We start from the raw sequence: 13432 nt of genomic DNA, 5'->3' as shown, positions 1-13432 counted from the left end.
AATAGTCTTTTAAAACTATTATTTAAATCATTTATCATATATATTAATCCTTTTCTATGAACATTATATAGTATTTTAATTAATCTTTATTTAGTTTTATCTATATGAATTAAAATAAAATTAAATACAATCCAACTACTAGGCAACCAACACCAGTTATTTGCAAAATTCTCCCAGTTCTTTTACTATCCTTTGCGTACTTTTTAATATTTTCTGGTAACTTCGCTTCTTCATAACTTATGCTGATACCACTAATTAAATGAGCATTATCCCCCCTTAGAATATACTTGGCTATAATAAAGAATACCCCCGCCATATAAAACATCATAAAAGCTATTGCATAATCTATATATTCACTAGGCAAAAGGATAGACGAAAAAATTAAGATTTCACATGGTAACATCAGTAGAATTGCTGTACTTACTTTCATAGTAATGCACCCCTTTTGTACTTCACTTAGCTATACTATATTTCAATTTTATTATACAATAACAAAACACCAATGGTCAAAACTTATCCAAAAAATAACTCTCCTTACTGTAATTTCCATTCAGTAAAAAGCATCTTATATCTGCTATATAAATTTCTTATAATATTATTGAATAATTGCATTTCCCCTTGACTATATATATATATATATATATATAATATTAGTATAAAAATTTTTAGGAGGAGTTATTATGTCAAAAAAAATTACAGATCAAGATGGAAATGTATATATTCAAAAAAAACCTATCTATAAAAGAGTTTGGTTTATAGTTTTAGCTGCAATTGTACTTATATTAATTATTCAGCAAACAACTGATAACAAGAAAAAAGATGTAGAAGTTAAAAATTCTACTCAAGAAACACAGAAAGCGAAATATGAAGTTTCTGAAATTAATATTGAAAAAGATTCATTTTCTAGCTATGTTACAGGAGTATTAAAGAACAATACTGATAAAGAGAAATCATATGTTCAAATTACTATTCCTGCGTATGATGCTAATGGTAACAAAGTTGGTGATGCACTAGCTAATGTTAACGATTTAAAACCAAATTCAACATGGAAATTTAAAGCTATGTATATTGGTTCAGAAAAAAATGTTACATTCAAAACTGAAGAATTAAAAGTAAGCGGCTTTTAAGAGTATTCACATAAATTTTAAATTATTAAGAGAGACTATCAAAAACGATAATCTCTCTTAATTTTATTTTCTATTGTTAATTTTGAATTTCAAGAATAGATCGTTATAGAATTGAAGCATTTTTGGATCTAAATCTTCGTACACTTCAGCTCTATTTCCAAAACTTTCCAAATCTGGATAAAATTGTTCATCACTTGTAGTTTCTTCTGATAACAATTCTTTAGCTTTAGCGTTAGGAGTTGCATAGCCGATAAATTCAGAGTTTTTTGCTGCATTTTCTGGTTTTAACATAAAGTTAATAAATTTATATGCAGCCTCTTCATTTTTAGAAGTTTTTGGAATTACTATATTGTCAAACCATAGGTTAGTTCCTTCTTTAGGTAATGCATAAACCATATTTTCATTTTCTTCCATAATTGATTTTGCATCCCCTGAGAATACTACTGATACCCATGCTTCATTATTAATCATAAGCATTTTCTTCTCATCAGAATTAATTGCTTTAATATTAGGATGAAGTAACTCTAATTTCCTTTCTGCTAAATTTAAATCTACTTCATTAGTATCATTTACTGAATTCCCTTCTGATTGAAGAGCAATTCCCATCATTTCACGTGCACCATCAATTAATAAAATATTATTTTCTAAACGTGCATCCCAAAGGTCATTCCATTTTTCGAATTTAAGGTCTTCTGGAACTTTAGTTTTATCATAAAGTATTCCTAGAGTTCCCCAGAAATAAGGAATTGAATATTCATTCTTTGGATCAAAACTTTTATCTCTAAATTGTTCTTCAATATTATCAAATCCTTCAATTTTACTGTGATCTAATTTTTTTAGTAGATTTAGCTTTTTCATCTTTTTAATCATATAATCAGATGGAATTACTATATCATAAGGTGTAGATCCTGCTTGAATTTTTGTAAGCATAGCCTCATTAGAATCAAATGTTTCATATACTACTGAAATCCCAGTTTCTTCTTCAAACTTTTTAATTAAATCCGGATCAATATATTCTCCCCAGTTGAAAATTGTTAAAGTTTGTTTATCACCACTATTTGAACTATTTATAAAATTACGACTATATAATAATCCTAAACAGATAACTAATATTGAAATTGCTGAAATAAGTAATTTTTTCATATTATCTTACCTCCCTTTTTAATTTACTAGTATTGATTACATAATAAATTAATACCGCTACAACAACAAAGATAGTTAAAACTGTAGATAAAGCATTAATCTGTAAGTTAATTCCTTGTCGTGCCATTGAGTAAATTTCAACAGAAAGTGTTTGGAATCCATTACCTGTAACAAAGAACGTCACTGCGAAATCATCTAACGAATAAGTTAATCCCATAAAGAATCCTGCCCAAATCCCTGGTGTAATATAAGGAATTACAATCTTACTTAATACTTGAGGATAAGTCGCTCCTAAGTCTATTGCTGCATCAACCATACTTCTTGGCATCTCGTATAGTTTAGGTAATACCATTAATACAACTATCGGAATACTAAATGCAATATGTGATAATAATACAGACCAAAAACCTTGAATAGTATCTAATCCTGTGTACTTAGAAATGAAAGTAAACATTAATAAGAATGAACATCCTATAATAACGTCAGGACTTACAATAAGAATATTATTCCCTACTAAGAAAGAATTCTTTTGTTTATTAGATTTTAAAGAATATATTCCTAATGCTCCTAGTGTTCCAAAAATAGCAGAAAATAATCCGCAAAGTAGTGCAACTACTATCGTATTAATTACAATAACCATCATACGCGTATTTTCAAATAAATCTACATAATGTTTCCAAGAAAAACCTTCGAAATCAATCATTGTCTTACCTGAGTTAAACGAGTAGTATGCTAAGTATATTAGAGGTATATATAATATTGCAAAGATAACCCCTAAATATATTTTTGAAGTTAATTTCATTATTTTCTACCTCCAAAATTAGTTTTATCTTTAGTATTTGTAAGAACCATTATGATTCCCATTACTACTATTAAGAATACTGCGATTGTTGAACCAATTCCCCAGTTTTGAGTAACTAAGAAATGCTCTTCAATAGCTGTACCTAAGTTGATAATTTTGTTTCCAGCAACAAGTCGTGTAATCATGAATAATGATAGAGCTGGAATAAATGTTACCTGAATACCAGTTTTAACACCATTAATACTTAATGGTAAAATAATTTTTAAGAACGTAGTTTTAAAGTCAGCACCTAAATCATATGATGCTTCAATTAAGTTTTTATTCATACCAGAAACCGAGTTATAAATAGGTAATAACATAAATGGTAAGAATATGTAACTTGATACAAAAATAAAACTAAATGAATTAAATAGTAAACTTTGAGAACCTATACCAATATACTCTAAGAAACTATTAATTGTTCCATATTCACCAAATAATCCTAAAAACGCATAAGTTTTTAATAAGATATTAATCCATGTTGGTAAAATAATTAATAGAAGCAACAGTTCTTTATACTTACTTTTATTAATAGCAAATGCTAATGGATAACTAATCACTAAACATATAAGTGTAATTAAAAATGCATACCAAAAACTATAAAGTGTCATTAATACATAAGTACTACTAAAAAATATCTTATAATTTTCAAGTGTAAAATTACCATCTATATCTCTAAAAGAATAATAAACTATTAGTAATATTGGAAATACTACAAAAAGCAACATCCACATTATATACGGAATCATAAAAAATGAGCGTGTTTTTTTATTGAACATTCTTTATTCCTCCTCTTCATATGATTCAAGACGAGCATCAAATTCTTCTTCAGTTTCTCCAGGCACCATGATATGTATTGCTTCAGGATCAAAGTTTAAACTTACAGCTGCTCCTGGTTTTGCTTGTTTCGTCGAATGAACAATCCATTCATTGTATTGATCATCTAAACAACAGATTTCATAGTGAACTCCTCTAAACAGCTGAGTATCTACTACTACACTGATTTTACCTTTATCAGCACTTGTAATCTCTAAGTCCTCTGGACGAATAACTACTTCTACTCGTTTATTTTTATCTAAACCAGCATCCACGCATTCATATTGTTTACCGTAGATTTCAACTAAATAATCATCTAACATAACAGCATTAACAATATTAGATTCACCAATGAAATCAGCAACAAAACGGTTTACCGGCTCATCATAAATATCAGTAGGCGTACCACTTTGTTCAATTTTCCCATGATTCATTACGAAGATATAGTCACTCATCGCTAGAGCTTCCTCTTGGTCGTGAGTTACATAGATAAACGTAATACCTGTTTGTTGTTGCAGTTCACGAAGTTCATATTGCATCTCTTGACGAAGTTTTAAATCAAGTGCTGATAGTGATTCATCTAACAGGATAATTTCAGGTTCATTAACAATTGCACGAGCTATAGCAACACGTTGTTTTTGTCCACCACTCATCTCGCTTATATCACGATTTTCAAAACCAGCTAAATTAACTTGTTTAAGAGCTTTTTTTACTTTCTTATTAATTACTTCTTTCTTTTCATTTTTAATTTTTAATCCAAAAGCAACATTTTCAAATACATTCATGTGTGGGAATAATGCATAATCCTGGAACACAGTATTTACATGTCTCTTATTCGCAGGTAGATCATTAACCACTTTGTCATCAAGTAGTACATCACCTGATGTTGGACTTAAAAATCCACCAATTAATTTTAAAATTGTACTTTTACCACATCCACTTGGTCCTAGTAATGTATAGAATTTTCCTTTTTCTATTTCTAAATCAATATTCTTTAATACATGTGTATTACCAAAAGACATTGATACATTTTTAAATTCAACAATATTTGCCATTATTTTCTCCTTATAAATACGAATTTGTCGCTACAATTAACACTTCACATTCTTCATCAAATGGATTTGATATTCTATGTTCTGACGTAGCTAAAAAATAAAAACTTTCATGAGTAGAAGCAATAAACTCCTCATCACCTAATCTCAATTTACATTTCCCCTTCAGCACATAACATAATGTTTCTGATTCAGAAGGATCAAATGTTTTATAATTACAATTTTTATCAAGTTTTAATATAAGAGATTCCATCTCTTTCTCATTTGATTCTGGAACCAACCATGTAAGTTTATATCCTTCATCAGTTTCTTCATAACTAGTCTGATCTTCTAATGAATAATATACTTTCTGACTAGTACTCTCCTTATCGAAGAAATCTTTAGGAGCACATCCAAGAACTTGTAGTATATTAAAAAAAGTTTCCATTGATGGTGACGCTAAATCACGCTCAACTTGAGATATATACCCTTTACTAAGGTCTGTACGTTCCCCTAACTCTTCTTGGGTGAGGTTTTTTTGAATTCGTAATCTCTTTAATCTTTCACCTATAGAATACATAACTTCTCCTTTCTATAGTTAATAAGTCAATTTGTTTAACAATACATAACTTTTAGTTAATTTTGTTTATTATTATCTAACAAAACGTTAATAATGTTTACTATCAGTAAACTTCTCGTTATTTAAGTTTATTAATAATAAACTCTTTGTTTAGTATGATTAAATCACAAATTATATAATACTATATTTTTAAGTTAAAATCAAGTTAAAATCGACTTATTTTTCAACTTTTTAATAATAATAATTTTATCTATAAAGCTTATTATTCTTTATTATCTTAACGTTTTAGTATATAATGGTACTATTAATATAAGAAAGAAATCAAGGTACCATAATGAAATTTAAAATACTACAACCTTTCCCAACAGTAGAGGTTTATTTAAGTCAATTTTTAAAAGTGTCAAAAAAAAATATACATACTATTAGAATGCAAAGTCATCATGATAAACAAACAATTAAAGTTAATGAGAAAGAAGCAGATTTAACATCAAGTTTATCTACAAATGATTCATTAGAATTAAATATAGTTCTAGCTACATCTAATTACTTATCAAACACAAATACTACAATAAACAAGGAATATGAGGATGATTATATACTTATTGTATCAAAACCATTCAGTATAAAAACTCATCCAAATGATATAGAAGCTGAAAATGATACGCTAGTTAACTATTTAATAGCTGACTATAGCTATCTAGAACCTATTCACAGACTTGATATAGATACTTGTGGTTTAGTGATTCTAGCAAAAACTCCTCTAATCAAAGCTAAACTAGATCAAATGCTTGAACAAAGAGCAATTAAACGTTACTATACAGCATTAATAAAAAACAATATTAAACCACAAACTATTAATACTAATATAGGAAGAGATAGTAAAGAAAAAAACAAAATGGCAGTGACAAGAAATGGGAAAAATGCTATTACTAATATACTTGAGTGCAGTAAATTAGATCAAAATAAATTTTCAGTTCTAGTATCACTTGAAACAGGTAGAACTCATCAAATAAGAGTACATTTAGCTTCTATAGGAGTTCCAATAATCGGAGATAAATTATATTCAAAAGATGGCTATAAATACGATAAAATGTATTTAGGAGCACTTAAAGTAAATTTCCCACACCCTGTTACAGGAAACACTTTAGAAATTAAATCGTCAATTGAAAAAGATTTTATATAATAAATTTTATACAATAATAAGAAAAAGAGATGTGCAAAATTATTACACATCTGTTTTCTTAAATTATTTTTTCATTTGTTTTTGAGCTTGTTTTTGCGCTTTTTGCATGTTGCTCATAACTTGATTGATTTTTTTACGAGATGGTTTTTGTCCCATTTGACTCATCATACTCATAACCATATCTTCGTTAATTTGAGGATTTTTTTCCATGTAGTTCATGAAATTACGTCTTGCTAGATAGAAACCTCCAACAACACCGATAAGTAAACAAATTGCTCCAACTAAAATTGTAACTGCAGTTTCACTCATTGTTAATTTCCTTTCTTCTTAGGAGTTATATCTTCTCCATTTTCATTAATTACTTTAGTATTATCTAATATGTTTCTCATATTAGCTTTAAAATTTTGTAAATATAATTGTCTATATTTAGCTAATTCTTCTGATTCCTCAGTAGTTAATTCACGCTCTCTTTTTGTCGCATTAAGTGAATTAATTTTAGCAATAACTTCATTCATTTCCATATTATTATACACTCATTAACTCTTCTTGTTTTTCTTTAGTAACTTTGTCGATTTCAGCAACAAATTTATCAGTTACTTTTTGAATATCATCAGAATATCCTTTTAAATCGTCTTCAGTAATTTGAGAAGATTTTTCTAATTTTTTCATAGCATCCATTGCATCACGACGAACATTACGTACAGCAACTTTAGCACCTTCAGATTCTTTACCTACTAATTTAGCAAGTTCTTTACGACGTTCCTCAGTTAATGCTGGGAATACAATACGAATTACTGTTCCATCATTAGCTGGGTTTAATCCTAAATCTGATGCTTGAATAGCTTTTTCGATATCTCCTAATAAAGTTTTTTCGTATGGAGAAATTACAAGCATTTTAGGTTCTGGTACAGAAACCCCTGCAACTTGATTAATCGGAGTTGGTACACCATAGTAATCAACTGTTAATCTATCTAAAACAGCTGCACTAGCCTTACCAGCTCTGATAGATGCTAATTCACGACGTAAACTAGCAATCGCTTTTTCCATTCTTTCGTTTAAATTATTCATTATTTGTTCAGGCATAATTGTAAACTCCTAATATAAATTTTATTCAATAGTTGTTCCCAGATTAGAATCAGAAACAACTTTAACAATATTTTCTGCATCATCTATTGAAAAGACAATAATTGGCAGGTGATTATCCATACAGAATGTAATTGCTGTAGAATCCATTATTGTTAACCCTTTGTTCATAATATCCATGTATGATAACTTATCATATTTAGTTGCTGTGCTGTCAAGTTTTGGATCAGCAGAGTAAACTCCATCAACACCATTTTTACCCATTAAAATAGCTTCAGCACCGATTTCTTTAGCACGTAATGCTGCTGTTGTATCTGTTGAGAAATATGGATTCCCAATTCCAGCTGCAAATATAGCAACACGACCTTTTTCTAAGTGTCTTATTGCACGTCTTCTGATATATGGCTCAGCCATTTCTTTCATTTCAACTGATGTTAATACACGTGTATCCACACCTTTTTGTTCTAATGCATCTTGTAATGCTAATGAATTCATAACTGTAGCTAACATACCCATTGAGTCAGCCGTAGCGCGTTCCATTCCTAGTTCTTCACCAGTTTTTCCACGCCAGATATTTCCTCCACCAACAACGATAGCAACTTCTACCCCTTGTTTTACTACCTCTACGATTTGAGAAGTTATTTTTGTAACAACTTCAGAATCAATACCGAATCCTTTTCCACCTGCTAGTGCTTCACCACTTAACTTATATAAAACTCTTTTATATTTAGTAGCCATTTCTATCCTCCTAATAAATTACAGACATTATTGTTTCCACTATACTAATTTTTTAAAAAAGCACACACAAGAAGTGTGTGCTTAACCTCTTTTAATAAAATATATTAAATAGAGAATTATTATTTGCTAGCGTTAACTTGGCTCATTACTTCTTCAGCAAAGTTATCTTCTTTTTTCTCGATACCTTCACCAACTTCGTAACGTACGAATTTAGCAAGTTTTCCACCTTTTGATACTAAGAATTTTTCAACAGTGAAACTATCGTCTTTAACGAATTTTTGGTTAACAACTGTGATTTCTTCTAAGAATTTGTTAATTCTACCAACGATCATTTTTTCAACGATGTTAGCAGGTTTTCCTTCGTTTAATGCTTGCTCAGTTAATACTTTTTTCTCGTGCTCAAGTACATCAGCTGGTACTTCGCTTTCGTCTAAGTATTTAGGAGCTAAAGCAGCGATGTGCATTGCAACATCTTTAGCTGCTTCTTCGTCAGTGCTTCCTTCAACAAGAGTAAGAACACCAATTCTTCCTCCCATGTGAGAGTATGCACCGAATGCATCAGCGTCAGATTTAGTTACAACTTCAAATCTTCTTAATGAAAGTTTTTCACCAATTGTAGCGATACCTTCGTTAATTACTGCTTCAACAGTTCCACCTTGAGCTTCTACTTGAAGAGCTTCTTCTAAAGTTGCTGGTTCAGCTGCTAAGATAGCTTCTGCAACATTTTTTACTAAAGCAACGAATTTTTCGTTTTTAGCAACGAAGTCAGTTTCTGAGTTGATTTCTAAGATAACAGCTTTGTTACCTTTAACCTCGATGTAAGAAAGACCTTCTGCAGCGATTCTGTCAGCTTTTTTAGCTGCTTTAGCGATACCATTTTCTCTTAGGTAGTCGATTGCTGCATCGATATCTCCATCAGTTTGAGTTAGTGCTTTTTTACAGTCCATCATACCAGCACCAGTACGTTCTCTTAATTCTTTTACCAAACTAGCTGTAATTTGTGCCATTTTGATTTGCCTCCGTTATTTTATTATTAATTTTTTTATTTGTTTTATAATCTAAAATTATTCTTCAGTTGCTTCTACTTCTTCAGAAACTTCTTCAGTTTCTTCGATGTTACCTTCGTTGTAAGCTACAAAAGCGTCTGCCATTTTAGCTGTTAATAATTTAACTGCACGAATAGCATCGTCGTTTGCAGGGATTACGTAATCAACATCATCTGGATCACAGTTTGTATCTACGATACCTACTACAGGAATTCCTAATTTTTTAGCTTCAGCAATTGCGTTGTGCTCTTTCTTAGGATCTACTACGAAGATTGCATCTGGCATACCTTTCATTTCACGAATTCCACCTAAGAATTTAACTAATTTATCGTATTCTTTTCTTAATTCGATAACTTCTTTTTTAGGTAGTACTTCGAATACTCCATCAGCTTCCATTTTTTCGATTTCAGTGATTCTGTCAATACGTCCTTTAATTGTTTTGTAGTTAGTTAAAGTTCCACCTAACCAACGGTGATTGATGTAGTATTGACCACTTCTTTCAGCTTCTTCTTTAATAGCATCTTGTGCTTGTTTTTTAGTACCTACGAATAACATTTTTCCGCCTTGATCAGCAACTGATTTTACGAATTCGTATGCTTCATCAACTTTCTTAACTGTTTTTTGTAAGTCGATAATGTAGATACCGTTTCTTTCTGTGAAGATGTATTTATCCATTTTAGGGTTCCATCTTCTTGTTTGGTGACCGAAGTGTACACCAGCTTCTAATAATTGTTTCATTGAAATAACTGCCATAGTTATTTTCCTCCTTGGTTTTTTCCTCCGACATTCTCTAAGCTTACTGCAAACATAAATGCACCGAGCAGCTACTCAAATGTCGTGTGTTATATTTTTGTTGATTTTAACTCAACTTTATTAATTATATAGCATTACCAACTAAAAATCAAGTATTTTAATAAATTTTACATCAATAATTATCTTCTATATTAATAACTATTTTATTTATTTTTTATTACTTTTTATTTTTATGTATTATGAAAACAAATGTAATTTTTTTACATTAATCAAAATTATTTCGTTTAAGAACTTGATTTTTTTATAAAGTAGTATTATAATTTATTAGAACGTAATAATTACGAATAACGGAGGAGTATTACAAATGAATAAATTTTTAAAAATAATTTCAGTAGTTGCTGCATTCGCCCTACTTTTAGTCGGATGTTCAAGCAAAACTAATTCTGGAGCTACAAACTCTGGAAGTAAAACAAAAATCGTTACTTCTGTAAACTTTTATGCAGAAGTTGCTAAGAGTATAGCAGGAGATAAAGCAGACGTTTCGTCTATTATAACTTCTACTTCAGTAGATCCACATGATTTTGAACCAACTGCTCAAGATGCTAAAACTGTTGCTGATTCTAACATCGCAATTCTTAACGGTGGTGGATACGATTCTTGGTTCGAAAAACTTACTGCTAATAGTAAAGACATCAAAAAAATTGACGGTGCTAAACTTCTAGGACTTAAAGATGGAGATAATGAACACATTTGGTACAACCCAGAAGTAATGAGTAAAGTTGCAGATGAACTTACTAAAGTCTTATCTGAAAAAGATTCTGCTAATAAAAATTTCTATGAAAAAAATAGAGATAACTACAAAAAAGAACTTTCAAAAATTACTGATAAAATTAATTCTTTAAAAGATAAAGCAAATGGTAAATCAGTACTTACTACAGAACCTGTTTTCGAATATGCAGTTGAATCTCTTGGACTAAAAACAACAGATCAAGTTAAAAAACTAGCTCAAGCAACTGAAGAAGGAAATGACCCTGCTCCACAAGACTTAAAAACTATTCAAGAGCAAATCAAATCTAAACAGATTTCATTAATCATCAACAACGTTCAAACAACTAATAAAACTATCGAAGGTTTAATTACTCTAGCTGAACAAAATAAAGTACCTGTTCTTAATGTAACAGAAACACAACCAGACGGAAAAACTTACATTGAATGGATGTTAGATCAATATAATAAATTAGAAGAAATTCTAAATGGTGGTTCTGGTGAAAAAGCATATCACGTAGAAGGCGCTTCTGAAGGTCATTCACATGATCACAGTCACGAAGGTCATTCTCATGAAGGTCACTCACATGATGATCATGATCACGATCACGAAAAAGAACATAAACATTAATACGAAGATTAAAAATTAGTCTTCACATATTATAAATATGTAGTATAATATAAAGAAGAGATTCTAAATCGTATCTCTTCTTTTTTATATTAAAAATAAAAATTTTAAATTTACTTAGGAGATTTTATGGCTGAACTTAAAATAAAAAATCTCACTTATTCAATAGGAGATAAAACAATATTAGATAACATTACGTTTTCTGTTACTTCAGGAGATGTTATTGCTGTTGTTGGAAAAAATGGTGTTGGTAAAACAACATTATTAAATAATATTCTAGAAAAATTAAATAAAACTAGCCAGATAACACTTGTTGGAGAAAATCCAACTCTTGGATATGTACCTCAGTTCAGACAGATAGATGAAGAACTTCCATTATCTGCTGCTGACTTTGTATCACTTCCTATTCAAAAAGGGCTTTTACCATGGCTTAGTAAAAAAGAAAAATCAAGTATTAAAGAAGCACTAGAATTAACAAATTCACTAAAACTTCAAAATAAATCTATAGGTACTCTATCAGGTGGAGAAAAACAACGTATATTTTTAGCACAAGCACTAGTAAATAAACCAAACCTACTACTTCTTGATGAGTTTACATCAAATTTAGATAAGACTAGTGAAATTGAATGTATGACTCTTGTTAAAGAAATTACAAAGAAAGAAAATATCATAACTCTTTGTATAACACATGAACTATCACTTATCGATGAAAAATACGTTGATAAGATACTTTATCTAGAAGAAGGTTGCTTCAAATTTATTAGTATAGAGGATTACAATATAGAAAAAAATAATCTAAAGCTATGCAAACATTATGTAGGAGATAACAATTATGCTTAATTATGATTTTATGCAGAATGCCTTTATAGCTGGAACTATTGTAGCTATAATGGCAGGCTATATTGGTGTGTTTGTAATGGCTAGAAATATGTCATTTATCTCACACACCCTTTCACATGTTGGGTTCGCTGGTGCAGCCTTCGCTGTTTTCTTAGGTATTAACCCAATTTACGGACTATTAATATTCACTATTACTATGTCTTATCTAGTAGGTCATCTAAGTGTAAAAGCATTTAGACGTGAAGCTACAGTAAGCGTAATGTTAGGAATATTCTTAGGTTTAGGATTATTATTCCTATCACTAACACCCAAAAGTACAAGTTATGTTAACAATATACTATTTGGTAGTGTTGTTTCAATAACTCGAGACGATGTTAAATTAATTTTTACACTAGCAGTAGCAGTTATTCTATTACTTTCAATTTTTTATAGAAAAATCAAATTCGATTCTTTCGATGCGATTGGTGCTCGTGCATTAGGATTAAATGGAAAATTTATTTCTATCTTTTTCCTAGTTTTACTATCAGTGGCAACTAGTATTACAGTTCCAGTAGTTGGTGCATTATTAATGTTCGTCCTTCTAACAGTTCCAGCTAGTGCAGCAAGATATCTTACTAATAAAGTAGGACTAATGATAGCTATATCAATATTGTTTGCACTTATCGGTACATGGGCAGGGATTACTCTTTCATATTACACTTCCCTACCTACTACTTTCTTTATAGCTACTATAGAAGCACTATTCTACTTTTGTAGTCTAGGCTACTATAACCTAAAGAGAAAATAATAAAATATAAAGTCAACCACTGTTGCTATCACATTTTATAGGCTCTTTGTCAAATTCGGGGCATGGAGAAA

17 protein-coding genes are annotated in these 13432 nt (G+C 30.0%); 5 read left to right on the top strand and 12 right to left on the bottom strand.

What is annotated here, in order from left to right; genetic code table 11:
* Nucleotides 1-109: 109 nt before the first annotated feature.
* On the bottom strand, nucleotides 110-430 hold the full coding sequence (locus HMPREF3186_RS05585; protein ID WP_060914298.1) for a hypothetical protein: 321 nt from the start codon (nucleotides 428-430) through the stop codon (nucleotides 110-112).
* 250 nt (nucleotides 431-680) lie between these two features.
* On the opposite strand from HMPREF3186_RS05585, the gene HMPREF3186_RS05580 reads away from it, so the two are divergent.
* Nucleotides 681-1127 carry an FxLYD domain-containing protein gene (locus HMPREF3186_RS05580; RefSeq protein ID WP_060914297.1) on the top strand — a complete coding sequence of 149 codons (447 nt, stop codon included), beginning with the start codon at nucleotides 681-683 and terminating at the stop codon, nucleotides 1125-1127.
* 63 nt (nucleotides 1128-1190) lie between these two features.
* On the opposite strand, the gene HMPREF3186_RS05575 is transcribed toward HMPREF3186_RS05580, so the two are convergent.
* From HMPREF3186_RS05575 to HMPREF3186_RS05555, 5 genes are read right to left on the bottom strand one after another with little or no spacing between them, the layout of a single operon-like run.
* Nucleotides 1191-2270 (bottom strand): ABC transporter substrate-binding protein, encoded by a 1080-nt coding sequence (locus HMPREF3186_RS05575; RefSeq protein WP_060914296.1) that lies wholly within the window; start codon nucleotides 2268-2270, stop codon nucleotides 1191-1193.
* Between the two features lies 1 nt (nucleotide 2271).
* Nucleotides 2272-3072: an ABC transporter permease gene (locus HMPREF3186_RS05570; RefSeq protein WP_003145718.1), complete on the bottom strand. Its 801-nt coding sequence runs from the start codon at nucleotides 3070-3072 to the stop codon at nucleotides 2272-2274.
* Complete coding sequence (locus tag HMPREF3186_RS05565; RefSeq protein WP_060914295.1) at nucleotides 3072-3890, bottom strand: ABC transporter permease; 819 nt, start codon at nucleotides 3888-3890, stop codon at nucleotides 3072-3074. Before HMPREF3186_RS05565 ends, HMPREF3186_RS05570 begins: the two co-directional genes overlap by 1 nt.
* 3 nt (nucleotides 3891-3893) lie before the next feature.
* The gene (locus HMPREF3186_RS05560) at nucleotides 3894-4982 is read right to left on the bottom strand and encodes an ABC transporter ATP-binding protein (protein ID WP_003144999.1); all 1089 of its coding nucleotides are present in this window, start codon (nucleotides 4980-4982) and stop codon (nucleotides 3894-3896) included.
* A gap of 10 nt (nucleotides 4983-4992) precedes the next feature.
* Nucleotides 4993-5538 carry a helix-turn-helix domain-containing protein gene (locus HMPREF3186_RS05555; protein ID WP_060914294.1) on the bottom strand — a complete coding sequence of 182 codons (546 nt, stop codon included), beginning with the start codon at nucleotides 5536-5538 and terminating at the stop codon, nucleotides 4993-4995.
* 334 nt (nucleotides 5539-5872) lie between these two features.
* On the opposite strand from HMPREF3186_RS05555, the gene HMPREF3186_RS05550 reads away from it, so the two are divergent.
* Nucleotides 5873-6721, top strand: coding sequence for an RluA family pseudouridine synthase (locus tag HMPREF3186_RS05550; protein ID WP_060914293.1), 849 nt, complete (start codon nucleotides 5873-5875; stop codon nucleotides 6719-6721).
* A 63-nt stretch (nucleotides 6722-6784) separates the two neighbouring features.
* On the opposite strand, the gene HMPREF3186_RS05545 is transcribed toward HMPREF3186_RS05550, so the two are convergent.
* From HMPREF3186_RS05545 to rpsB, 6 genes are all read right to left on the bottom strand, one after another.
* Nucleotides 6785-7030 (bottom strand): YneF family protein, encoded by a 246-nt coding sequence (locus HMPREF3186_RS05545; RefSeq protein WP_003145224.1) that lies wholly within the window; start codon nucleotides 7028-7030, stop codon nucleotides 6785-6787.
* Between the two features lie 2 nt (nucleotides 7031-7032).
* Nucleotides 7033-7242, bottom strand: coding sequence for a DUF896 domain-containing protein (locus HMPREF3186_RS05540; protein ID WP_003145137.1), 210 nt, complete (start codon nucleotides 7240-7242; stop codon nucleotides 7033-7035).
* A gap of 4 nt (nucleotides 7243-7246) precedes the next feature.
* Nucleotides 7247-7804, bottom strand: a complete 558-nt coding sequence (gene frr, locus HMPREF3186_RS05535; RefSeq protein WP_003145637.1) for a ribosome recycling factor — start codon at nucleotides 7802-7804, stop codon at nucleotides 7247-7249.
* Between the two features lie 24 nt (nucleotides 7805-7828).
* The gene (gene pyrH, locus HMPREF3186_RS05530; RefSeq protein ID WP_003145677.1) at nucleotides 7829-8542 is read right to left on the bottom strand and encodes a UMP kinase; all 714 of its coding nucleotides are present in this window, start codon (nucleotides 8540-8542) and stop codon (nucleotides 7829-7831) included.
* Nucleotides 8543-8661: 119 nt separating this feature from the next.
* Entirely contained in the window at nucleotides 8662-9549 is an 888-nt protein-coding gene (gene tsf, locus HMPREF3186_RS05525; protein WP_060914292.1) for a translation elongation factor Ts, read from the bottom strand.
* Nucleotides 9550-9606: 57 nt separating this feature from the next.
* Nucleotides 9607-10341, bottom strand: a complete 735-nt coding sequence (gene rpsB, locus HMPREF3186_RS05520) for a 30S ribosomal protein S2 (RefSeq protein ID WP_003144977.1) — start codon at nucleotides 10339-10341, stop codon at nucleotides 9607-9609.
* A 364-nt stretch (nucleotides 10342-10705) separates the two neighbouring features.
* On the opposite strand from rpsB, the gene HMPREF3186_RS05515 reads away from it, so the two are divergent.
* From HMPREF3186_RS05515 to HMPREF3186_RS05505, 3 genes are all read left to right on the top strand, one after another.
* Complete coding sequence (locus HMPREF3186_RS05515; RefSeq protein WP_060914291.1) at nucleotides 10706-11737, top strand: metal ABC transporter solute-binding protein, Zn/Mn family; 1032 nt, start codon at nucleotides 10706-10708, stop codon at nucleotides 11735-11737.
* A 126-nt stretch (nucleotides 11738-11863) separates the two neighbouring features.
* Nucleotides 11864-12574 (top strand): metal ABC transporter ATP-binding protein, encoded by a 711-nt coding sequence (locus tag HMPREF3186_RS05510; RefSeq protein ID WP_060914290.1) that lies wholly within the window; start codon nucleotides 11864-11866, stop codon nucleotides 12572-12574.
* Nucleotides 12567-13361 carry a metal ABC transporter permease gene (locus HMPREF3186_RS05505; protein ID WP_060914289.1) on the top strand — a complete coding sequence of 265 codons (795 nt, stop codon included), beginning with the start codon at nucleotides 12567-12569 and terminating at the stop codon, nucleotides 13359-13361. Before HMPREF3186_RS05510 ends, HMPREF3186_RS05505 begins: the two co-directional genes overlap by 8 nt.
* Nucleotides 13362-13432 lie beyond the last annotated feature (71 nt).

This window comes from Gemella haemolysans (assembly GCF_001553035.1).
Classification (GTDB): domain Bacteria; phylum Bacillota; class Bacilli; order Staphylococcales; family Gemellaceae; genus Gemella; species Gemella haemolysans_B.
Note: the sequence above shows the minus strand (reverse complement) of the source record. Positions and strands in the feature narration are given on the sequence as shown.

What these genes read in the sequence shown, in the direction of transcription:
- HMPREF3186_RS05560 (WP_003144999.1), bottom strand. Translation starts at nt 4,982, where the DNA reads ATGGCAAATATTGTTGAATTTAAAAATGTATCAATGTCTTTTGGTAAT.
- HMPREF3186_RS05565 (WP_060914295.1), bottom strand. Translation starts at nt 3,890, where the DNA reads ATGTTCAATAAAAAAACACGCTCATTTTTTATGATTCCGTATATAATG.
- pyrH (WP_003145677.1), bottom strand. Translation starts at nt 8,542, where the DNA reads ATGGCTACTAAATATAAAAGAGTTTTATATAAGTTAAGTGGTGAAGCA.
- HMPREF3186_RS05555 (WP_060914294.1), bottom strand. Translation starts at nt 5,538, where the DNA reads ATGTATTCTATAGGTGAAAGATTAAAGAGATTACGAATTCAAAAAAAC.
- HMPREF3186_RS05540 (WP_003145137.1), bottom strand. Translation starts at nt 7,242, where the DNA reads ATGGAAATGAATGAAGTTATTGCTAAAATTAATTCACTTAATGCGACA.
- HMPREF3186_RS05575 (WP_060914296.1), bottom strand. Translation starts at nt 2,270, where the DNA reads ATGAAAAAATTACTTATTTCAGCAATTTCAATATTAGTTATCTGTTTA.
- HMPREF3186_RS05510 (WP_060914290.1), top strand. Translation starts at nt 11,864, where the DNA reads ATGGCTGAACTTAAAATAAAAAATCTCACTTATTCAATAGGAGATAAA.
- HMPREF3186_RS05580 (WP_060914297.1), top strand. Translation starts at nt 681, where the DNA reads ATGTCAAAAAAAATTACAGATCAAGATGGAAATGTATATATTCAAAAA.
- HMPREF3186_RS05550 (WP_060914293.1), top strand. Translation starts at nt 5,873, where the DNA reads ATGAAATTTAAAATACTACAACCTTTCCCAACAGTAGAGGTTTATTTA.
- HMPREF3186_RS05505 (WP_060914289.1), top strand. Translation starts at nt 12,567, where the DNA reads ATGCTTAATTATGATTTTATGCAGAATGCCTTTATAGCTGGAACTATT.
- HMPREF3186_RS05515 (WP_060914291.1), top strand. Translation starts at nt 10,706, where the DNA reads ATGAATAAATTTTTAAAAATAATTTCAGTAGTTGCTGCATTCGCCCTA.
- frr (WP_003145637.1), bottom strand. Translation starts at nt 7,804, where the DNA reads ATGCCTGAACAAATAATGAATAATTTAAACGAAAGAATGGAAAAAGCG.
- tsf (WP_060914292.1), bottom strand. Translation starts at nt 9,549, where the DNA reads ATGGCACAAATTACAGCTAGTTTGGTAAAAGAATTAAGAGAACGTACT.
- rpsB (WP_003144977.1), bottom strand. Translation starts at nt 10,341, where the DNA reads ATGGCAGTTATTTCAATGAAACAATTATTAGAAGCTGGTGTACACTTC.
- HMPREF3186_RS05585 (WP_060914298.1), bottom strand. Translation starts at nt 430, where the DNA reads ATGAAAGTAAGTACAGCAATTCTACTGATGTTACCATGTGAAATCTTA.
- HMPREF3186_RS05570 (WP_003145718.1), bottom strand. Translation starts at nt 3,072, where the DNA reads ATGAAATTAACTTCAAAAATATATTTAGGGGTTATCTTTGCAATATTA.
- HMPREF3186_RS05545 (WP_003145224.1), bottom strand. Translation starts at nt 7,030, where the DNA reads ATGAGTGAAACTGCAGTTACAATTTTAGTTGGAGCAATTTGTTTACTT.